Here is a 23,136-nt window from a genome sequence, read left to right on the forward strand (position 1 = left end):
CCCAACCCAAAAATCATTGGGATTCTTAAACCCTTTTATAAAAGGGTTTAAGCCAGCCGGCAGGCTCGTCCAAGGCTCACCTCTGCCAAATATGTATAGTACTGTACTATCTGTTCCAGACAGTTGAAGCCAGGACAAAAAACCATCCCGGATTACATCCCAAAAAAAAGGACCAATCATGAGAAGTAAAAAAATGACAGGAGGGCTCGAAAAAGCCCCGCATCGTTCTTTGCTTTACGCACTGGGCATGTCCAAAGATGAAGTTAGCCGTCCGCTTATCGGAGTATGTAATTCTGCTAACGAAATTATTCCCGGCCACGTCCATCTTGATATTATCACTAGAGCAGTAAAAGACGGCGTCCGTCTTGCCGGCGGTGTTCCAATGGAATTTCCGGCAATCGGAGTCTGCGACGGTTTAGCAATGAACCATGCAGGGATGCGTTATTCACTGCCTAGCCGTGAAATTATAGCTGACTCGATTGAAATCATGGCTACAGCACATCCTTTTGATGCACTGGTGTTAATCCCAAACTGCGATAAAATCGTACCGGGTATGCTGATGGCAGCTCTTCGCCTGAACATACCTACTATCATTGTCAGTGGCGGAGCTATGCTGGCCGGTCGCAAAGATGGTAAAAAAGTTGACCTTATTACTGTCTTTGAAGGTGTTGGACAGGTTAAATCAGGCAACATGACTGAAGATGAACTTTCTGTTCTTGAGCAAAGTGCCTGCCCCACATGTGGTTCCTGTTCCGGCATGTTCACTGCAAATTCTATGAACTGTCTGTCAGAAACTATAGGTCTGGCGCTTCCTGGTAACGGTACTATTCCAGCTGTTATGGCTGCCCGTACACGTCTTGCAAAAGAAGCCGGAGCACAGATCATGACCTTGCTGGAAAAAGATATCAAGCCACGAGATATTGTAACTGAAAAAAGTCTCAAAAATGCAGTTACCATGGATATGGCTCTTGGTTGTTCCACCAATACGGTACTGCATCTGCCTGCAATTTTCAGCGAAGCAGGTCTTAAATTAGATCTCACTGTATTCGATAAAATAAGTCGCAGCACACCTAACCTATGCAAACTTTCTCCTGCAGGCCCTCATCATATTGAAGATTTGAACAGTGCTGGCGGTATTCAGGGTGTTATGGCTGAGCTGGCTAAAACTGGACGTATTGAGCTGGATTCACTTACCGTCACAGGAAAAACTGTCGGTGAAAATCTAAAATCACTTAATGCAGGGGTAACTAATCATGAAATAGTTCGCCCTGTTGATGATCCATACAGCAATGAAGGCGGTATCGCGGTTCTCTTTGGTAATATTGCTGAAGATGGTTGTGTTGTAAAACAGTCTGCGGTTGCGCCTGAAATGATGAAGAGAACCTGTAACGCCAAAGTCTACAATTCTGAAGAAGATGCTGTTGAAGCAATTCTCGGTAAACAGATAGTTAAAGGCGATGCTGTTGTGATACTTTATGAAGGTCCAAAAGGCGGACCGGGTATGCGTGAAATGCTTACCCCTACTTCTGCCATTGCAGGAATGGGACTTGGCGCAGATGTGGCACTGATAACCGATGGACGTTTCAGCGGCGGGACACGCGGAGCAGCTATAGGCCATGTTTCGCCCGAAGCAGCATCCGGTGGTGCAATCGGCTTAGTTCAGACAGGTGATGTCATAGAAATAGATATTCCTGCAAGAACCATCAATTTAATGATTGATGATGATGAATTCAAACGCCGTAAAGCAGAATTCAAACCAATCGAAAAGGAAATGCCCACAGCTTTCCTTAAACGTTACAGCCAGAATGTAACTTCTGCCTCCACTGGTGCTGTTTATAAAAAATAATTATTGTTTAAAATATATCAGGTGGATTCAGATATGAAGCTTTTAGAATAGCTTTTCAGCTTTTCTACTATCAGCTGATTTTGTACCACATATACCGCGGGTCAATCAGATAAATTCTCTGAATGATCCGCGCTTTTTATTAATCAAAGTTCAGTTTACAAATTTAATTCTCCCCCATAAAATACTAAAAGTTTTTGGAACCCTTAACTCAGAAATTAAGTATCTAAAAACATTATTTTCTAAAAGATTCTAAGCATGTATACTGCATTCACTCTCCGGCAACTACGCCAGAAGATTAAAAGAGGAAAATAAAATGTCAAAAGTATATTTCTGGAATTTACGCACAAGCCGTAAATCTCCGCATGCATTAAAAATGAAAAAATTACTCAAGGAGTCAGGTTTAAACGCTATCGTTGATCCCGGAAATCTTGTTGCGTTGAAAGTCCATTTTGGCGAAAGCGGAAACACAGGTTATTTAAATGCACTGAACTTGCGTCCTATTGTAGAGTTTCTAAAGAAAGCAGGTGCTAAACCTTTTTTCACAGATACCAGTACATTATATGTAGGAGATCGCGGAGAGTCTGTTTCTCATGGTCTGCTTGCGGCAAGACATGGATATGATCCCAATGTAATAGGAGCCCCTGTTTTATTTGCAGATGGTCTAAGAGGCGAATATGAAACCACCATTCCTTATACAGGAAACCATATTTCAGAAGCTCACGTCGGTGGAATGTTTATGGAATCAGATATGCTTGTTACACTAAATCATGTGAAAGGACATGGACTTGCAGGGTACGGTGGGGCAATCAAAAACGTAGGTATGGGCTGTGCCTCTAAAAAAGGTAAAATGCATATACACTTATCCACAGGCCCCAAACTTAAACCTGAACATTGTACGGGATGTGGTGTGTGTATCTCTGAATGCGCTGCCGGAGCACTTGATCTGGATGATGACGGCCATATTCTGATGAACGGAAAATGTACCGGATGCGGACGTTGTTTCCTATCCTGCCGCTACAATGCAATTACGATTGATTGGCAACGTGATGTAAACGAGTTTACTAAACGTCTTATTGAATACAACAAAGCAATTCTACATCGACTGAAACGCCCGGCTATGCATATCAATTTTTTAATGAATATTACTCCTGATTGTGACTGTCATGGATATAGCGATGCACCTATTTGTCCTGATCTAGGCGTAATGATTTCATCTGATCCCGTCGCTATAGATCAGGCTTCACTTGATATGATAAACGCTGCCCCGCCCCTGTATCCAAGTCGCCTTCCTGAAGGACTAGGCCCCGGTGATGATAAATTTAAAGCTCTGACCCCGGAAACACCTGAAAATTTTGGACTCAAATATGCTGAAGAAATAGGTCTTGGATCAAGAAATTATAAATTAGTAACTATTTAAAATAATTAAGGTGAAGGTTTATAAATTGATTAATCCATTTATAAACCTTCACCTTATTAATTCTTAGTACGTTAAAACAATAAACTTAAAAATTATTGCAAAGACAACTCATACTCCATTTAGATGAATGCCCATAAGTAATATTCAACTAAATTAATTAGATAAGATTATCCCGCCTTAATATTTTCATAAGCTCTGCACAGTTTTCTGCTACAAAATCTGGTTTTTCCGCAATTAAATCTTGAATAGACATACGCCCTGTTGCCACTCCAGCTGTAAGTGCTCCAGCCCGTTTTCCCGTTTCAATATCCATAGGATGATCTCCAACCATGAGAGTATCGGCGGCGTCTATATTTATAATTTCTAAAGCCTTTAACAAATGCTCAGGATGAGGTTTAACGTTCTCCACATCTTCACGGGAAAGAAAGCAACTTGAAAGTGTATCAATTTCAGGAACTAATTTACGCACAGCAGATGCTGTATTTCTGGTAATAATTCCGGTATGAATTCCTGCATTTTTAAGACTGCTTAGTATTTCACAAGTAAATGGAAAAAGATTTCCATTACTGGCTGCTTCAAGTTCCATGCTGATAATCAAAAAACGGCAACGGGTATGGAATTCTTTACCAAGATCAGGATCATTTTTGGAAAGACAATCAGCCACAAAATCAACCCATTCCAAAGCTGGAAGATCATTATTTTGAGGTAACGGGTCCAAAAAAGCACTACCAAGCGCTCTGAGCCTTTTTTTCATCTCATTGAAATCGATTGTTAATTCGGCTAATGTTCCATCAAAATCAAATACTATTGCTTTTATCTTTTTCATTTTTAAATATATTTTCTAAGGTCTTGCTTGCCCAAGTGTGTTTCTAAAGTTATTAAAATATAGCTCAATTCAAGCACATACTACGGTTTTAACAGTTTTCAGGAGTCCACGTGTCCGGTAAATATGATGTCATCATTGCAGGAGGAGGTCCAGCAGGCTCAACATCCGCCTGCATACTCGCCCAGAAAGGTTATAAAGTTGCAATTATTGATAAAGCAAAATTCCCCAGAAAGAAGCTATGTGGAGGTCTTATTACCTACAAGACAACTAAGATTCTGGAAAAAATTTTTAACTGTGATGTCGACTGTCTACGTGATCAGGGCATTATAAATTTTGAATCAGCTGAATATTCTATTAATTACCGTGATCACAAAATTCGTGATGCTGCGTCCACAATACCTTTCCGCTTCGTAGACAGGGTAGATTTTGATTACTTTCTTCTTCAAAAAGCTGCAAATGCCGGAGCACACATTTTTACAGAAGAAGAAATTATAGCCTGTAATTATAAGGATGCGGAAATTAAGACAAAGTCAAACCGTATTTACAAAGGAAAATATCTGATTGGAGCTGATGGTGTTAACTCCACAATTCGTAAATTTCTTCCATATGATAAAGAAAAATGGAAGGCTAATATGGCATCAACAATCGAAATAATATTTGATGCCAAAGATTATCCCCGAGAAGTAACAAAACCGGAATTATATATAGGACATCTGCGAGCAGGATATATCTGGGTTTTCCCGGCCAAAGGAAAAGTTGTAACCGGAATCGGTGCTCTTAACCGCTGCACAACAAATTTTAAGAGAACTTACATGGATTTCCTTAAATCTCAAGGAATAGCAAATCCAGAATCTATTCCTATGAAAGGATACCCTCTTCCATATGGTAATTACATGAAAAATCCTTGTTTCGGCAGAACTATTCTAGCTGGAGATGCAGCTGGAATAGTCGAACCTCTTTTTGGGGAAGGTATTTTTTATGCTCTTCAAACTGGAAGATACTTAGCAGAATCAATTGCTCGCGGAATAATGGAAAATAAAAATCCTGAACAATTCTATTTAGAGCGTCTTAATAAATATGTATTCCCGGAACTTCAATACTCCAACAGACTGCGATGGACTCTCTTTTACTCCCAAAGATTACTCAAACATATGTCTTTTAAAATAGCATTTAAATCAATGCCCAAACTTCTGGCTGATATGGTGCACGGAGTAAGATCATATAAATTTTTATTAAAAAAAGAATGGGATTAATATTTTTACTGCAATATTCTAAGATTTAACCTGTGATATAAGCATGCCGCACAACATAAGTCCGCAACCGATGACACCTTGAACGGTGAGCATTTCACCTAGCAATAACCATCCTGCAAGTGCTGCAAAAACAGACTCAAGGCTTAGAATTATTGCCGCATGAGCTGGTTTGGCATCCTGTTGAGCAATAACCTGTAAAGTATAAGCAACTCCAACAGACATTAAACCACCATAAAGAATTGGAATTGCTCCACCCAATATACCGGATGAAGTTACATCTTCAAATATAAATGCACCAATAAAACTAAAAATAGAACACACTGCAAACTGACCGCTGGCAAATTTAACAGGATCAACCTTGGTAGATAAAAGAGAAATAACAATAACGTGACCAGCCCAGAAAAAAGCACTGCATAGAACCAAAAAATCACCGAATTCTATATGAAAGCCTTCATTTACAGAAAGCAGATACATACCAATTATAGCCAAGAAAGCCCCAATCCAAGTAGCTAATCCTGTTTTTTGTTTAAAAAACAATCCAAAAACAGGAACAAAAACAACATAAAGACCGGTAATGAATCCCGCATTTCCAGCTGTTGTATAAACCAGCCCCCACTGCTGAAGTGTAGAGCCAAGAAATAAAGCCATCCCAGCAATAACACATCCTTTTATAAAACTTATCTTGTTAATCTCCTGATAAGTTCCATCTTTCTTTTTTTCCTTATCCAGGCGGTAAATAAGTGGAAGTAATGCAGCTGCCCCCAATGCGAAGCGAACAGCATTAAAAGTAAGCGGACCGACATAATCCATCCCAACTCTCTGAGCTACAAATGCAGCTCCCCAGATAATCGCTGTAATAAGTAAAAGAATATCCGCTTTAAAACTCTTGCTATTCATAAATAACAGACTCCTGCTGACCATCAGTAGATAAAATAAATTTTTATAAATTTAAACAGAGGTGGAATTTATTAATTTTCGTGTGTCTTTTTTCATTTACAAAAAAATTATGATAAACAGGAAAGTCATTTCAAAATATAATTTTTTTAGCAACAACTCATTTATTAACTTAAAAATATTTGATCAAAAAAATCCGCTGAAAGACAGTCTTTCAGCGGATTTTTATCATGTTATATTGTCATAAAAATTATTCTGATTCTATTTTTTCCACAGGCTCAGATAACAGGAAATCACCTTTTTCAATCCATGACTTCAGCTTGTCTGCAATTTCTAAAGACATCACATGACTGGTCATTGGTACTGTCGGAATATCTTTACCATTCAGGTTGATAGATCCTGACTTAAGTTCTTCCATAGTGACATGAGCAAGAATCTGGCCGACTCCATTAGGATAGTCATAACCATAATCCTTTACAGGAACTTGAATATCAGCATCACTTACACCTGTATACCAAGCCATTTCCTCATTGAGAATCGGTATCGGTATACCTACACCAACTGAAGAAGTACAACCGTAACCAGTCATACTAATACCCCGGAAATAACGTGGGTCCATTCCTTCAAGATCTCCCTTAAGCATGAGAGTTCCTGCAGGAGTTAATGGAATACCGCGCTCATTACGCTGTGGATTTTTAACATGCTGAGTTCCAGCTCCAATAACATAACCCTGAGTACCACAGAGAAAAATACGTGTTCCCATACCTATGGTCTTCAAATAAGGGTCATTAAAAAGTGGCGATAACTGCCCCGCTGTAGCAAAGTTGGCATTGCGCTGGTTAGGTTTAAGCGGTCCCATATAGGTATAGATGGTCCGACTGGTCATATTTACTGCGCAATTATAGTTCTGATAACAATTGCGTGGATTCATCATAACTGCGTTAGGCAGATCTTTTAGCGAAATATCTTTCTCTATTTCACGACGCGGATAGCAGTCTGTACCGTAAGCCTTTGCTTTAAGACGAACAGTCTTTCCGGCAATAAGATCCTCAATTACATGTCCACCACCATAAACAAAACGTCCTGGATGAACTTTGTTAAGAGGATCATCCTCAGCAGGCTCTGTAACGCCTAGATATGAGTCTACAGCTGCAAGACCAGCATAACATGGAACATTGTTCAGCCAGACCTGTGAAGTCTTCATAAGAGGCGGAACCTGCCCTATATTAAACATCATCCCCGAAGAACACATCGGGGAAAAAGTCCCGGTAGTAACAACATCTATTTCTTTAGCTGCTTCAACTTTACCTTTGGTACGGACGATATCGACCATTTCCTCAGCGTTGACTACTACAGCCTTACCTTTCTTAATCCGCTCGTTGATTTCTTTAATTGTCTTGTTGACTTCAAAGGTTTTGGCCATTGAAAAGACTCCATTTGGTGTATTGTTAAGATTACTGCTCAAACAGTTTTCCACAGCCCGTTCGAAAAGGATTGGAAACTAAAAATTTATACTGTTTCTGATGGCCTGTACAGGTGAACGAAGATTGTGGCTTAAATGGGCTCTGAATGCAATTTTATTTTTTTTCCGACACAAAGAGTATTCTCAAAAGTAAAAACGATTTGAGAGTGAATCTATCTTGGCTAAAGCTATATTTTAATGTATAAGAACCATTGGTCGTGGGGGTAATATTTATTATCATTTTTTTATATTTTTTATACTTTAATTTCAAACACTTAAAACACCCCTTTTAAAAAAACAATTCACGTGAAAGAAGCACTTAGAAATCATCTTTTAAATTCATGTTCAGATGCAGAGTTGATACGCTGGTTTGATCCCATCAACATCGACATTTCTGATGAAAACGGAGAAGTAATTGTCACTTTTCCGCATCCTTTTTTTGGACAGTGGTTCAAATCAAGTATTCAGGACCGCTTTGAAGAACAGCTTGGCCTTTTCCTTGGGAACGGTTTTTATGTTTCATATTCGAACAACGGTTCATCAGGAACAGTCTTAAAAGAAAAAGTAACCAGTTCCAAAAAAATAGATTTTCCTTTTGGGCATAATTTTACATTTGAAAATTTTCTCATCAGCAAAAAAAACTATTTTCCACTGGCTTCAGCTAAAGAAGTAACCAGATCAGATAATGTTACCTTCAACCCTTTTGTTATTTGTGGCAAAAGCGGTTCAGGTAAGTCTCATCTTCTTAAAGCCATCGCCAATGAGATAAGCAAAAAAATTAATCGTGACAAAATATTTTTAGGTAATGTTGACGACGTTCAAAACATGTATTCCGTTCGATTTGGGGGGGATACGATACGCGCCAGAAATCATTTCTTTGACTACGAATATTTATTTTTGGACGATCTTAAACAATTACAGAAGTATGAACATCTGCAACAGGAATTAATATCCATTTTCAACAATTTCTATGAAAATGGAAAGCAAATGGTTTTCAGTTGCAGTGACAAACTGGCATCATACGATTTTCTGGATAAAAACCTGAAATCACGTTTGGAATGGGGACTTATTGTCACTTTGAAACTCCCTGATCTTGAGATCAGAGCAAGTTATGTTCAAAAACAATGTAAACTGAAAAAACTTCCACTTAGCAAAGATCAAATACTAACTCTTTCGCAAAGATTTCAAGATTTTAGATATCTACAGGGTATCATAATTAAACTTTCTGCCTTCCGTGAGCTTGTGCGTAAAAACATGGATGACAAAGATTTTGAACATATTTTAAGCAATACAGAAGAGAAAGCAGATGAATCACTTACACCCGAGTATGTGATTGAGTCTGTTGCAACCCATTTCAACCTTAAACCGTCCGACCTTACAGGTAGTAAACGGCATAAGATGATTGCCCACGCACGGCAGATCTCCATGTATCTTTGCCGAGAACTTTTAGGAATATCCTACCCTGCACTTGGAAGGGCTTTTGGAGGAAAAGACCACTCAACTGTTCTTTATTCAGTTAAAAAAATACAAGAATTACAGAGTGATGATAGGGTTTTGAAAAGGGTGTTGATAGATTTGAAGAATAAGTGTCTCTTACGTGTCTAAAAGTAGACAAGCGCAAAAAGCTGCGCAAAGTGTCACTAATTAACAACATGTTTTGACCATAATTTATACATAAATTTAAGTATGTTATCACACTAAGAAACATACGAACCGACCATATTAATAATACAAGGAGAATATATATGTATTTAAAGGTGAATAGGGATGAAGTGATCGAAGGGTTGCAGAAGTCTGCCAGCATTATTCCCGCCAAAACAGGTGCTGCATATCTGCGTACTATTTGGCTGAAAAGTGAAGGCGGAAATCTGCGCATCATGTCCACTGATTCCAATTTGGAATTCTGCGGGACATATCCAGCTGAAATTTTGGAAGAGGGTCTTGCAGGAGTTCAGGGACGCGCCTTTTATGATCTGGTACGTAAACTTCCTTCAGGTGAACTTGCTATTAAGAGTGATTCTGATGGATCTTCGATTCTTGTGGAACAGGGATCAAGAAAATACAAACTTCCTGTAAATGACCCTACATGGTTTCAGAAATTTTCTGATTTTCCATCTGAAGGAGCTGTATTCTGGTCTGGAGATTTTCTTCTTGAGATGATTGAAAGAGTTGCCTTTTGCATTAGTGATGAGGACAGTATGGAAGCTATTGCTTGTATGAACATTGTCCCAGCTGCTGATGAGGGGGGTAAGTTTGTGGAAGCATGCGGTTTAAACGGTCATCAGTTCGCACGCCTTAAGTTTATTAACGATGATATCCATGCAATTCTTCCAGAAGAAGGCATTCTCATACAGAAAAAATATCTGGCTGAACTTAAAAAATGGCTGACTGATGATGAAATTGAAATGAGTCTCAGCGAAAAAAGGCTTTTCTTTAAGACCGCAGATGGTAAGGAAAATTTCAGCCTGCCATTGAGTTACTATCAGTATCCCAATTATAAAAATTTTCTTTCAAAACTTAATGACGATGACGTTTCCCGTATGAAAGTAGCAAAATCAGAGCTTTCCAGTGCTCTGGACCGTATTTCTATTTTTAATACAGATTCAAACCGTTGTGCTTCATTCATGTTTAATCCCGGTGAGCTGGTTCTTTTCTCACAAGGGCAGGAAGTAGGTACTGCTACTGAATCAATGGAAATTGATTTTTCAGGTGAAATGGAACGTATCGCATTCCCTACTAAGAACCTTATTGAGATCCTCGGACATTTTCAGTCCGGAAACATCAGTTTTACCCTGACCGGATCAGAAGCACCTTGCGGTGTGACTGGTGATGAAGATAATGAATATCTTGTAATTGTCATGCCTATGAAGGTTCAGGAAGAGACTTACTATAGTGAGGAAGACGTTTAATGGCTCAGAATAATGATCAATATAATGCGGATTCGATTACGGTCCTTGAAGGCCTTGCCGCAGTTAGAAAAAGACCTGCCATGTATATCGGTTCAACTGATACCAGAGGTCTTCATCATCTTGTTTACGAAGTAGTTGATAACTCCATTGATGAAGCAATGGGCGGTTATTGTACCAAGGTAAAAATCAATCTGCACATGGACAACAGTATTACCGTATCTGACAACGGACGCGGTATCCCTGTTGATATTCATCCTAAAGAAAAAAAACCGGCACTTGAAATTGTTATGACTGTACTGCATGCCGGTGGTAAATTTGATAACGATGCTTATAAAGTGTCCGGTGGTCTTCACGGTGTCGGCGTTTCCTGCGTAAACGCTCTCTCTGAGTCTCTTGAGGCTACAGTTCGACGCGAGGGTAAGACTTATCGCCAAAGTTACGTTAGAGGGGTTCCTCAGGGGCCTCTGGAGTGTATTGGTGACGCAGTTACTACCGGTACTACAATCCGTTTTCGTCCTGATGAAGAAATTTTTGAGACAAATCAGTTTGAATTCAACATTCTTAAAAAACGTTTTCGGGAGCTGGCTTACCTGAATAAAGGTCTTGAACTTGAATTTCTTGATGAAAGAACAAATGAAAAAGTCAGCTTCAAAGCTGAAGGCGGTATCATCTCCTTTGTTGAAGATTTGAACAAAGGACAAAGTACAGTAAGTGAAGTTATTTACGCAGAGTCTGAAACCGAAAACGTAATTACTGAACTTGCTATTCAATACAATACTTCATTCAAGGAAAACACTAATACATTTGCCAATAATATCCGTACCATTGAAGGCGGAACACATTTGGCTGGTTTTAAAGCTGCACTAACCAGAGCGATCAATACTTATATTCAGAATTCAGATCTTCCTAAAAAGCTTAAGCATAAGCTGTCAGGTGATGATGTTCGTGAGGGATTGACCGCTGTTATCAGTGTCAAACTACCTGATCCGCAGTTTGAAGGACAGACTAAGACCAAACTTGGTAACTCTGAGATGGTCGGTATTGTATCCGGAATGGTTTATGACAAGCTTTCTTCATATTTTCAGGAGAATCCAAAAGACGCAAAATGCATCATCGAAAAAGTTGTTGATGCTGCCAGAGCAAGAGAAGCTGCCCGTAAAGCACGTGATCTTGTCCGCCGTAAGGGTGCTCTTTCAGACCATTCACTTCCTGGGAAATTGGCAGACTGCCAGTCAAAAGATCCTTCTGAAAGTGAACTGTTCATTGTTGAGGGTGATTCAGCGGGGGGGTCTGCTAAACAGGGACGTAACCCAAAACATCAGGCTATTCTTCCTCTGCGTGGTAAAATCCTGAATGTTGAAAAAACACGTTTTGACAAGATGCTCGGCAACAAAGAAATCCGTGCGCTTATCACTGCTATGGGGATTGGAATAGGTCAGGAGGAAGGTGAAAAGGATTTCGATAAGCTCAGATATCATAAAGTTGTTATTATGACTGATGCTGATGTTGACGGATCACACATTCGTACCCTGCTACTTACTTTCTTTTTTAGACAGTATGAAGAACTTATTCAGCGCGGACATCTCTATATTGCACAGCCTCCTCTTTATCGTATTGCCAAAGGTAAATATGAAAAGTTTATAAAAGATGATTCTGAGTTGTATTCCCTTCTTATTGAAAGGGTTGCAAAAGATGTCACTATTAACAGTGCCAATGGTAAAGAATACCATCTTGAGACTCTGGTTGAACTTCTGGATGATATACGTTTTATTAAATCAAAGCTTCTTGAAGCTATGAACATGGGAATTGCTGATTCTCTTTTTGCTTCGCTTATAGGCCTTGATGAAAAACTGACTCCTGAAAGTTTTATAGGTAATGATCCTGAATGGTTTTCAGCTAAAATGGCAGATGTAAATTTTAAAGTTGTTATTGAGCGGGAAGATGATGAAGGCGAAGAGCGTGTTTTCGTTATTTTTGAAAATGAAAACGGACACCGCACAAGACTTGGTGTTGAATTTTTTAATTCTAAGCTGTTTAAATATACTTATGACCGCAACCGTAAAATTGTGAATGAGTGTAGCGGAATTGAATTCAATATCGTTCGTGGCGAGAACATAACACCTGTTAAAGGTATTTTTAACCTCCTCGACGGTGTGATGGAGGAAGCCTATAAAGGCATTAATCTTCAGCGGTATAAAGGTCTTGGTGAAATGAACCCTGAGCAACTCTGGGAAACAACCATGGATCCTGAAAAACGAACCATGCTGCAGGTTACCATCGAAGACGCCACAGCAGCTAATGATATTTTTGTAGATCTTATGGGGGATAATGTTGAGCCCCGTAGGGAATTCATCGAAAAGAATGCATTAGCTGTACAGGAACTTGATATTTAGTCAGGCTTATCAAATGTGTCCTTATGCCTTCGACCGCGGTGCCGTAGGCTTAAAGCGTATCCGTTTTTAAATGGAGAGAAATAGTGTCTCAGATAACGATCGAAGAAGAACTTAAAAAATCATACTTAGAGTATTCTCTGAGTGTAATTATCGGCCGCGCAATTCCTGATGTAAGGGACGGCTTAAAACCGGTTCACAGGCGTATTATGTTCGCCATGCATGAACTTGGTAACAGTTACAACCGGGCTTATAAAAAATCAGCCCGTGTTGTCGGTGATGTAATCGGTAAATATCACCCTCATGGTGACTCTGCTGTTTATGATGCTTTGGTACGTATGGCGCAGGAATTTTCCATGCGTGATCCTCTTGTTGACGGTCAGGGTAACTTTGGTTCCATTGACGGCGATGCAGCGGCAGCAATGCGTTATACTGAAGCCAGAATGTCTAAGCTCAGTTCTGAGTTTTTAGCTGATCTTGAAAAGAATACTGTAGACTTTAGAGATAACTACGATAACTCTTTGCAGGAACCATCTGTTCTGCCTACTAAGGTTCCAAACCTTCTGCTTAACGGTACTTCCGGTATTGCAGTTGGTATGGCTACCAATATTCCCCCTCATAACCTTGGTGAACTTATTAACGGTACTGTTCATCTGCTGGATAACCCTGATTGTGATGTTGAAGATCTTATGGTCCACATCAAAGGACCGGACTTTCCTACAGGAGCTCTTTGCTTCGGGGGGAAAGGGCTTCGGGAAGCATATAAAACAGGTCGCGGTTCCATTAAGATTCGCGGTGTTGTGAATGTTGAAGAAAAAAGCAACGGTCGTCAGTCAATAGTAATCACTGAAATACCTTATGCACTGAATAAGTCGAGCATGGTAGAAAAAATTGCTCTGCTTGTAGGGGAAGGAAAAATTGAAGGCGTATCAGATCTTCGTGATGAATCAGACCGTAAAGGTATCCGCGTTGTAATTGATCTTAAAAGAGGTGCAATTGCAGATATCATAATTAATTCTCTTTATAAGTTTACTCAGCTTGAAACCAGTTTTGGTATAAATATGATGGCAGTGTCTGGAAACAGGCCCATGCTTATGAATATTAAACAGGTTTTAAGTGCGTTCCTTGAACATCGCAGGGAAGTTATAATAAGACGTACCAGATACGACCTTGATAAATGTGAAAAACGTGCTCATATCCTTGAAGGTTTGCGTATTGCTCTTGATAATATCGATGAAGTTGTAAAAATCATCCGCGCATCCAGTAATGGTGATGAAGCCCGTACTGGACTCATGGATAGGTTTGAACTTTCTAAAGTTCAGGCTCAGGCTATTCTTGATATGAGACTTCAGCGTCTTACTAACCTTGAGCAGGAAAAACTTCTTGAAGAATACGCTGAAATTTTGAAGAAAATTGAATACTTCAAATCTATTCTTGAAAATGAAGATGTACTAAAATCTGTTATTCATGATGAACTTATTGATATCAAAGAAGGATATGCCACTCCACGTAGAACTGTTCTTATGGATCAGAATCCTGATGATATTGATATTGAAGATCTTATTCCTGATGATGATGCTGTAATTACTCTTTCCAGACGTGGTTATATCAAGCGTACCCCGCTTTCTAATTACCATAAGCAAAAGCGTGGTGGAAAAGGTATCGCCGGTGTTCAGACAAAAGACGGCGATTTTATCCATACTTTCCTGACAACATCAAATCATCAGAATCTTGTCCTGTTTACCTCCAAAGGTAAGATGTTCAAGATTAAGGTCCATCAAGTTCCTGAAGCAAGCCGTATAGCCAGAGGTGCACATATTGCAAATCTTCTTCCTCTTGAAAAAGATGAAGCAATTGCTACAGCATTAACTATGCGTGAATTTGAAGAAGATCGCTTTTTCCTCTTCGTGACACGTAACGGTATGGTTAAACGTTCAAGTATTGCTCTTTACCGTAATTGCCGTCAGTCCGGTATTCGCGCAGTAGCTCTTAAAGATGAGGACCAGCTTATTACGGTTCAGGAAGTATTTAGCAACTCAGAAGCTGTCCTTGTAACCAAGAACGGTACTTCTATTCGCTTCAGCTGTCAGGATGCACGTTCCATGGGGCGTGTGGCCAGCGGAGTAAAAGGAATAGCACTTAGACCTGGAGATAAGGTTGTTTCCGGAGTTGTTACCGGCGATGAAGACCGGGTACAGTTACTCACAATTTCTGAGGGGGGTTACGGTAAACGCACAGATATTGAACAGCACCGCCTGCAAACTCGCGGTGGGAAGGGTATAATCAGTATGCGTGTCACCGCTAAGACTGGAAAGGTCTTAGGATCCATTATGGTTACACCTGAAGATGAAGTCGTTCTGCTTACCTCTGCCAACAAGATTATTCGTCTTGGAGTTAAAGATGTATCTCTTGTCGGACGTGCGACGCAGGGTGTAAGACTTGTGCGTATGGACGATGACGACAATGTCGTTGGTTTTGATCTCGTTCAGGAAGCAAATGAAGATTTTGATTCTGAATTAGAAGGTGAAGAAACTGCATCATGAAAAGATGTTTAATAATAATTTTCGTATCCCTGTTCCTTATGGTTCAGGGATGCGAAAAACCCGCTGATAGAAATGATAAAGTCATTGAAAATGCCAGAACCAATTTTATCAGCGGGTTTTATGTTGATTCTGAAAAAGGTTTTGAGCGATATTTACAAGATAATCCACAGGGGGAGTTTCGTCTTGAAGCATGGAATTATTTAGTAAAAATTGCCTATGAAGTGCGGCATGACAGTGAGCGCGGATCTTCGATATTGGAAGCTATGTATCTTGAGTTCGGACATAATTCTGAACTAGCGGCAAGTCTTAAGAGACAACTTGCTGAAATGTATATTCTTAACGGGCATTATAAAACAGCAGTGGAAGCCCTTGAAAAAAGCTTGGAATTTCCTGATCAGCCACAGGAGCAGCTTGATTCTACAAGAGAAATGCTTGCTGAAACATTTCGTAAATTAAGAAATTACGATCTGGCAATATATACGTACAATGATATTGCAGAAAGCACTAAGAATTCCAGAACAAGGGCTAAAGCTCTTTTTGAGATGGCTCATACACTTACTCTTATTCAGGCATGGGAACGAGCTGAATCTGAGCTTGGTAAACTTATTAAGATGGATGAAGTTCCAAAGGATATCCATTCTGAAGCAGTTTTTATGCTTGCTGATATTTATGAACACAACCATGAATATCAGAATGCTGCAGAATTGCTTGAGAAAATAGTAGATACTTATCCTAATCCCTATGCTGTGAGATTTAAACTGGATTATTTAAAGAATAAGAAAGATTGATTGCTTTTGAGAAGAAGAATTAATTATCAACATTACTCTTCAAAATCATATACCGTATAGCTGCTCATTAGTTCCAGCATAATATATGGGGTTATATTGTTTCGTATGCATGTAACAGCATCTATAATCATTTTAAGCTTAATTTCGATCTCATTTAATTGAGCTTTTTTACGTTCTATAATTATTTTCTGGGCATAAATTTTATTCATTTGACATTGGATTATCGATAAGCATTTTTTAAAAAAATGATCTTCTACTTTGTTTATAAATTTATTCATCTCATCTATACCAGATTCATCGAATATTAATTTAAGTTTGTAGAGGCTCATAGCAATATCTTCTGGAGGAAGATTATCTTTTATTGCTGGAAGGATTAGTAAAGGCCCATATTTTTTTAATTGATCAGCTATTTCTTCATCATTTTGGAAGTTACTGGAAAGGTCTGCTATGAATGTTTTATTATTATCATTTTTTAATAAAGCCAAAAAAAATGATTCGATTATATTCAGGCGGGTTTTATAGCTTTTGAAAAAGTGTTCACGCAGTTCATCTGCTCGGTCATGAAAATCTTTTTTACCTATATCATCAATTGAATGAGCAAATATTTTTGAGCTGAATTCATCTTCCAGTCGCTCTAGAATGATGTTTTCAACTTGAATTCTTTTTCCAAAAATTGAGCGTATACTATTGGCTGCAAGATTCCACCATGATATCAAGTCATGCAAGTCATTGTAATAGAAATTAAATCTAGGGATATTATCGGATAAGGTGTTTAATTCATTAGAATAATTTAAAATTGAATCATCAAGAACTATTTGTGGAATTTGAATTATTCCTGTGTCTTTAAGTTGTTGAACACGGTCCAATAGTAATTCGCATGTTTTTTCAAAACTTGAAAATGAACTGCTTAGTTCTCCCGAATCATATAGTTTTACTGTTTCAGAAATCTTAGCTGATCTAACATTATTTAAATTAGATAGGATTGTTTGACGGGAAGGGCTAGAAAGTAAAAAAACAATCTTTGCTACAGCAATATTTTTAATATCATTACTGAATATTTCCTGCAGGCAGTAATCAGGCAGAAGACTCAATGATTCAAGTTTATATTGATCATTAAGTATTGAAATATTAGACACTTAACAGCTCCATAGAATTTACAGTGCCAAGTCTTAGAAATTATTTAAGAAATGGAGTTTTGAGATGTATTTTTGTCTTACATCTCAAAACTCCATAATAATCTATAATACAGGTAGATATGTAGCTAATTCGTACTCAGTAATTTGAGTTCTGTATCTATCCCACTCTTTAATTTTATTTTGGTATAAATTTTCATGAATATGATCGCCAAGGCATTCTTTGATCAATTCACTGTTTCTCATGGCTGTAGCTGCTTCATAAAGGTTTCCTGGAAGGGCTGTTATGCCGTTTTCCGCAAGAGTATTAGCATCCATAGCAAAGACATTTTTTTCAATAGGAGCAGGAAGTTTGTATCCTTCATCGATACCTTTGAGACCTGCTTGAAGCATTACTGCAAAGCAGAGATATGGATTTGCGGCAGGATCAGGACAGCGCAGCTCCATTCTTGTAGCGTTTTCTTTGCCCGGCTTATACATAGGAACACGTACGAGTGTTGAACGGTTTTTTCTGGCCCAAGAGACATAAACAGGAGCTTCATAACCTGGAACAAGGCGTTTATATGAATTAACCCATTGGTTAGTCACACATGTCATTTCAGGAGCATGCTTCAGTATACCGGCAATATAGCTTTTACCTTCCTGACTGAGATGATATTCATCATTGGCATCAAAGAACACATTGCGTCCATTCTTGAATAAAGACTGGTGAACATGCATACCTGAACCGTTTTCACCGAACATAGGTTTTGGCATAAAGGTCGCGTAGATACCATGTTTACGTGCAACTTCTTTGACAATGACACGGTATGTCATGGCTGTGTCAGCCATTTTCATACCTTCAGCGTAGCGTAGATCTATTTCATGTTGACTCGGCGCAACTTCGTGATGACTGTATTCTACATCATATCCCATCTGCTCCAGAGAAAAAATAATATCACGGCGAACATCATTTCCAAGATCAAGTGGTGGAGCGTCAAAATAACCGCCGCGATCGATAATTTTAGTACCCTTTTCATCTTGAAATAGAAAAAATTCTAATTCAGGACCAACATAGTAAGTGTACCCACGCTCTGCAGCTGTATCGAGAGTTTTCTTAAGTACCCAACGACTGTCGCCTTCATAAGGAGTTCCGTCAGGGTTTTGAATATCACAGAACATACGCGCAACCGGTCTGTCTGATGGACGCCATGAGCATAGCTGAAAAGTTGTCGGATCTGGGATTGCTATCATGTCAGATTCTTCAATTCTGGTGAACCCCAGAATAGAAGACCCGTCAAATCCCATCCCTTCTTCAAAAGAAGTTTCAAGTTCTTTAGGTGTAATCTGAAAGCTCTTAAGGGTTCCAAGAATATCTACGAACCAGAATTGAACAAAGCTGATGTTATAATCACGTACAGCTTTCAGAACATCATCCGCGTTTTTGCAATTAAAGATTGGCGCAGTCACAGTGGTTTCCTCCTTAAACAGAGAAGTTGTTATTGTTGTGGCTGTTAATTTATTAACAGCAAGAAAAATATGTTATTTAATGTATTTATTTCAGTAGATAATTAGTTTTTTAGCTCATTTTTAAGGTTATATTGTGGATAACTAAATTGATACTAGCTGTATTGATTATGTTTAGGCAAACCAAATCAGCAATATTTTTTAGTACCGAATTATTCATTGTCTATAAGGTCGCGCACCTCACGGAAGAAACTCAAAATAAAAGGCTGATCTTGGGATTGTGAGTTAATATCAAGCCTTTTAAAAAAAGAAACAATATTCCCTTTAGGTGTCTTTGTTCTTTGGAAATACAGCTCATGGAGGGGGCCATCAGGTGTTTTGTAAGACATAATCCAGTCACTTCCATCCCTGTGCCAAACTTTGGATACTTGATGCTCATTTTTATCTGTAACAAGGTATACCAGCTCGCTAAGCGTAAATGGGTGACCGGGCTTTCCTGGCATTCCTAGGAAATCACCACTTTCAGAGTGAATAACCACTGGTAGTTCAAGGAAATCTTTTTCCGGCTCTTGAACAGTATTATCTGATTCAAAGGCATATGATTCTTCTTGTCCATTATCCTTTTTAATTGTGACGACTTTTTTGGCAGTCACTCTTTCCGGATGAGACATTGAATTTGAATTATTGAAAATAGCATTGATTGCATTAAGAATATCTTCATTTAATTCTTTATTTTCAGACTGGGCTTCTACTAATTTTTTTAGTGATTTTTCAATTCCTCTAAGTCTTTGTTCTGAATTTGCCTGGGCTGTGACTAATGCAGCAAGCCCGTGCATTAACTGAGTAGTTGTTTTAGCCAACTTATCGAATTTTTCAGAGCTAACGGTGGAGTCAGTTTTGGTTTCCGATAACTGATGATTATCTTTAACTGATTCAAATTCAATTAAAAGTTTATCTCTAATTTGCTTAACGGATAGGTTGTTATTAAAGAGATCTCTGATACGCAAGCAAAGTTTATCTGTGCCTTTACGGAATCTAAGTGGTTTTCCATGACCTGATATGAAAAAAAATTCAGGGAATTTTTTGCGGTAACTTTTAATTGTGGTTACGGACACATCCGTTATTAATGAAAGATCTTTATGGGTAAATGTGTTTGTATCCATGAATGTCGTTCCTAAAAATTTATAAAATTATTACTCAGGTATAAAACTTTAAAAAGCAGCAGAGATTTATTAAGTAATAATATAGTTATCGTCATCTTTATCTAATTATAAAAAAAAGATATTTAAAATATTGGTTATCGATAACTTTGATAGTCATACGGGTCAATAAAAATATTGTAATGATAATTTTTGGCTAAGACTTATATAATATATTTATTAAGCCTTAGCCAAAAAAATTTCTACATATGTATATGTTTAATATGAGTTACTGACCTGTAGATGCTTTAATCTTATTTTCAAACTGAGTGCGGTCTTTACCAACGTAAAAGATGAAAGTGCAGAGCATAACAATCATACATCCGATGAGAGCTGATTTCGCTGCTCCGGATAAAGCAATAAGACAGAACCCGCAGGCAAGCAGTGAAGATAAAATCTGTAACCATGCCTTTTTGGCGTGAAAACCATAACGTCGAAGTAGATTAAGTGCTGAATAAAAGTATGGCGGTAAAGTAAGCAGTACGGCAATAGAGGCAATATTTCCAAATAAAGATTGAGTATTTCCTCCTTTGGACATGACCATAAGTACTACCAATAAAATGCTCATCATGATGGATGAAAGAACAAGCCCCATGACAGGTGTGCCGTGATGGTTTTTACGGCCGAAAATTTCAGGAAGAGTTCCGTCACTAGCTGCTCTGCTCCCGGCTTGTGAAACGAGCATCATCCATGATCCCAGTGAAGCAAGACAGGCAAACGCAGTTACAGCAGATACTATTTTAGGAATATACGCTGCAAATGGAAGTTTGGCGCAGATATGCCCCATTGCAAGTGAAAAAGGAGCACCTGAAGCAGCCATCTCTTTTGCCGGAAACATACCTGAAATTGCAGTGCATGAAAGAATATAAACAATGCCGGCCAGAGCTGTTCCAACCATTGTGGATATAGGGATAGTTTTTTTGGGGTTTTTTACAACAGCAGTATTAACAGCAGCACTCTCAACCCCTATAAAACTCCAGATACAAAGAATTATTGCTGCCAGTACAGCTGAATCTGGAGTATGTCCCTGTCCCAACCAATTATTATTAAACTGAGTTATATCAAAAAAGGCCCAGCCAACCGTACCGGTAATGGCAACAGGAATAAGTAATAAGACTACTCCAACTGATACAAGTCTCCCGATCCAGTCTGCTCCAAGAATATTTATTCCTGTGAATAACCAGATGATCGCAATAGATGTAACTCCTGATGCTACAGGATTCTGAAGAGCTGGAAAAAAAACAGAAAGATAATCTACTCCGGTAATAGCAATTGCCAGATTACCAATCCAGTTGGCATGATAGTATAGAAGACCTGACTGATATCCTAGGATGGGTGAAACTTCGCCTGCATATGCAATAGGACCTCCTTCCTGCGGGTCTTCCATACCTAGCCTTGAATAGACGTAAGCTAAGGCAAGTGCCCCTAATAAAGCTACAGCCCATCCAATAAGAGCAATACTGCCTATGGACGCAAGATTGGCAGGAAGTAAAGCAATGCCTGACCCCATCATGTTTCCGGCGACAACTGCAGTACAAGCAACTACACCCATTTTCTTATGCTCAGCAGCCATGAAGATTCTCCTGTTCAGTTTATAAGTATTATTGGACGCTTTTCCTGGAGGCTTTCTTGTAGAAGTATAGTGGTACTATAGTAAACGTTATTACTCCCGTAAGCAGGAAACCAATATAGCTCAGGATTGAAACTATACCATTATTTTGCACGGCTTGTGGCGGGATAAATCCAAAAATAAATACAAATACACAAGTAATAATGGCGATACCGGAGACTAACCATATACCTGCTTTTCCGCCTGGTATGGTATAGCCACGTTTAACTTCAGAATGTGAGTAGCGCAGTTTGATAGCTGCAGCGAACATTAGCAGATACATAATCAGGTAAAGTTGAACAGCCAGCGCACTCATGAGCATGAAAGCACTGGACACATTAGGCATGAATAGAATCACGCATGAAACTACAGCTGAAAGACCACTTTGAATAATCAGGATATTTGTTGGAATTCCGTATTTATTAGATTTTTGCCACCACTCAGGTAGATATCCTTCCTTAGCTACTTCACGTATACCTTTAGATGGACCTACCATCCATGTGATGACCATTGTTAAGGCTCCGTATGCCATTAGGAAGCATATTATGGGAGTCATGAAAGGAAGATGATGGATTTGAAATAATTTATCGAAAGCCTGACAAACTCCGGCGCTTAAGCTTACATCGTCAGCAGGGACTACCATAGCAATTGCTAATGATCCTAGTGTAGATAAAGATATAATAATTACGCAGGCCGCAAAAATAGCTCTGGGATAATTTATAGCAGGCTTGCGTACGTCATTCACATGCACAGCTGACATTTCCATACCTGTAAATGATATAAGCATGGCAGCAAGCAGCATAAGTTGTTCTAGACTATTAATTTCAGGCATCAGCGCAGCTGTTGAAAAATTAATTTCAAGCGGCTTACCAGAAAGGATATGTACTATCCCAAGGATAATAATCAGCAAACCTGGGATGATTGTTCCGGTTATTGCTCCTGAAGAACTGAAAAAAGCTGATAATTTCATATCCCTGAAGTTCAGGAAGGTCGCAACCCATAAGGAAAGCTGAATAACTGCAACAATAAAAATTTTATTTTCTGCCAGAGCTGGATTAAAAATATAAGCAATAGCAGAAGCTCCAAAAGACAGTACTGCCGGAAACCACGGCAGATTTTCAACCCATTGCATGAAGATAGCTACAAATCCCCATTTAGGTCCGAAAGCTTCTTTTACCCATAAATAGACTCCACCTTCAGCATCCCATCCGGAAGCAAGCTCAGCAGAAACAAGAGCTGATGGGATGAAAAAACAAACTGATCCAAGAGTAAGGTAAAAAAATAGTGACCAGCCATATTCAGCAAGACCAGGCAAAACACGCAAAGATAAGATTGCCGCCACATTAATCATCATCAGTGTAAAAACTGATAATTTATGTTTATCATGTTTTATTTGTTTACTTGCCATGAATGGTCCTTTT

The 23,136-nt window shown here is 38.8% G+C and carries 16 protein-coding genes; 8 read left to right on the forward strand and 8 right to left on the reverse strand.

The genetic code is table 11. The annotated features are described in order from the left end of the window. The first annotated feature begins 178 nt into the window (after positions 1-178). The gene (gene ilvD / locus H589_RS0102910; protein WP_027720645.1) at positions 179-1,846 is read left to right on the forward strand and encodes a dihydroxy-acid dehydratase; all 1,668 of its coding nucleotides are present in this window, start codon (positions 179-181) and stop codon (positions 1,844-1,846) included. A gap of 313 nt (positions 1,847-2,159) precedes the next feature. Then, a complete protein-coding gene (locus H589_RS0102915) occupies positions 2,160-3,263 on the forward strand; it encodes a DUF362 domain-containing protein (protein ID WP_027720646.1) in 1,104 nt (367 codons plus the stop codon). A 157-nt stretch (positions 3,264-3,420) separates the two neighbouring features. Here the strand turns inward: H589_RS0102915 and H589_RS0102920 are convergent, their stop codons facing one another. Beyond that, the gene (locus tag H589_RS0102920; protein ID WP_027720647.1) at positions 3,421-4,089 is read right to left on the reverse strand and encodes an HAD family hydrolase; all 669 of its coding nucleotides are present in this window, start codon (positions 4,087-4,089) and stop codon (positions 3,421-3,423) included. 110 nt (positions 4,090-4,199) lie between these two features. Here H589_RS0102920 and H589_RS0102925 point away from each other — a divergent pair, with 110 nt between their 5' ends. Then, positions 4,200-5,342, forward strand: coding sequence for a geranylgeranyl reductase family protein (locus H589_RS0102925; protein ID WP_027720648.1), 1,143 nt, complete (start codon positions 4,200-4,202; stop codon positions 5,340-5,342). Positions 5,343-5,360: 18 nt separating this feature from the next. Here H589_RS0102925 and H589_RS0102930 read toward each other — a convergent pair whose 3' ends face one another. Continuing rightward, positions 5,361-6,239 (reverse strand): DMT family transporter, encoded by an 879-nt coding sequence (locus tag H589_RS0102930; protein WP_027720649.1) that lies wholly within the window; start codon positions 6,237-6,239, stop codon positions 5,361-5,363. Positions 6,240-6,486: 247 nt separating this feature from the next. Then, positions 6,487-7,659 carry a homocysteine biosynthesis protein gene (locus H589_RS0102935; protein WP_027720650.1) on the reverse strand — a complete coding sequence of 391 codons (1,173 nt, stop codon included), beginning with the start codon at positions 7,657-7,659 and terminating at the stop codon, positions 6,487-6,489. Between the two features lie 345 nt (positions 7,660-8,004). Here H589_RS0102935 and H589_RS0102940 point away from each other — a divergent pair, with 345 nt between their 5' ends. From H589_RS0102940 to H589_RS0102960, 5 genes are all read left to right on the forward strand, one after another. Next, the gene (locus H589_RS0102940) at positions 8,005-9,303 is read left to right on the forward strand and encodes a DnaA ATPase domain-containing protein (protein WP_027720651.1); all 1,299 of its coding nucleotides are present in this window, start codon (positions 8,005-8,007) and stop codon (positions 9,301-9,303) included. A gap of 140 nt (positions 9,304-9,443) precedes the next feature. Further along, positions 9,444-10,607, forward strand: a complete 1,164-nt coding sequence (dnaN, locus tag H589_RS0102945) for a DNA polymerase III subunit beta (protein WP_027720652.1) — start codon at positions 9,444-9,446, stop codon at positions 10,605-10,607. Continuing rightward, entirely contained in the window at positions 10,607-13,000 is a 2,394-nt protein-coding gene (gene gyrB, locus H589_RS0102950; RefSeq protein ID WP_027720653.1) for a DNA topoisomerase (ATP-hydrolyzing) subunit B, read from the forward strand. Before dnaN ends, gyrB begins: the two co-directional genes overlap by 1 nt. A gap of 83 nt (positions 13,001-13,083) precedes the next feature. Then, a complete protein-coding gene (gene gyrA, locus H589_RS0102955) occupies positions 13,084-15,540 on the forward strand; it encodes a DNA gyrase subunit A (RefSeq protein WP_035074715.1) in 2,457 nt (818 codons plus the stop codon). Beyond that, positions 15,537-16,328: a tetratricopeptide repeat protein gene (locus tag H589_RS0102960; protein ID WP_027720655.1), complete on the forward strand. Its 792-nt coding sequence runs from the start codon at positions 15,537-15,539 to the stop codon at positions 16,326-16,328. The genes gyrA and H589_RS0102960 overlap by 4 nt, the downstream gene beginning before the upstream one ends. Positions 16,329-16,360: 32 nt before the next feature. On the opposite strand, the gene H589_RS0102965 is transcribed toward H589_RS0102960, so the two are convergent. The 5 genes from H589_RS0102965 to H589_RS0102985 form a co-directional block, all read right to left on the reverse strand. Then, positions 16,361-17,464: a hypothetical protein gene (locus H589_RS0102965; RefSeq protein ID WP_027720656.1), complete on the reverse strand. Its 1,104-nt coding sequence runs from the start codon at positions 17,462-17,464 to the stop codon at positions 16,361-16,363. A gap of 102 nt (positions 17,465-17,566) precedes the next feature. Beyond that, positions 17,567-18,910, reverse strand: a complete 1,344-nt coding sequence (locus H589_RS0102970) for a glutamine synthetase family protein (RefSeq protein ID WP_027720657.1) — start codon at positions 18,908-18,910, stop codon at positions 17,567-17,569. A gap of 209 nt (positions 18,911-19,119) precedes the next feature. Further along, a complete protein-coding gene (locus H589_RS0102975) occupies positions 19,120-20,070 on the reverse strand; it encodes a hypothetical protein (RefSeq protein WP_027720658.1) in 951 nt (316 codons plus the stop codon). Between the two features lie 265 nt (positions 20,071-20,335). Continuing rightward, a complete protein-coding gene (gene cadB, locus H589_RS0102980; RefSeq protein WP_035074718.1) occupies positions 20,336-21,679 on the reverse strand; it encodes a cadaverine/lysine antiporter in 1,344 nt (447 codons plus the stop codon). 28 nt (positions 21,680-21,707) lie between these two features. Then, a complete protein-coding gene (locus tag H589_RS0102985) occupies positions 21,708-23,123 on the reverse strand; it encodes an amino acid permease (RefSeq protein WP_035074721.1) in 1,416 nt (471 codons plus the stop codon). Between the last annotated feature and the right edge of the window lie 13 nt (positions 23,124-23,136).

The sequence above is a fragment of the Maridesulfovibrio zosterae DSM 11974 genome, assembly GCF_000425265.1.
GTDB classification, from domain to species: domain Bacteria; phylum Desulfobacterota; class Desulfovibrionia; order Desulfovibrionales; family Desulfovibrionaceae; genus Maridesulfovibrio; species Maridesulfovibrio zosterae.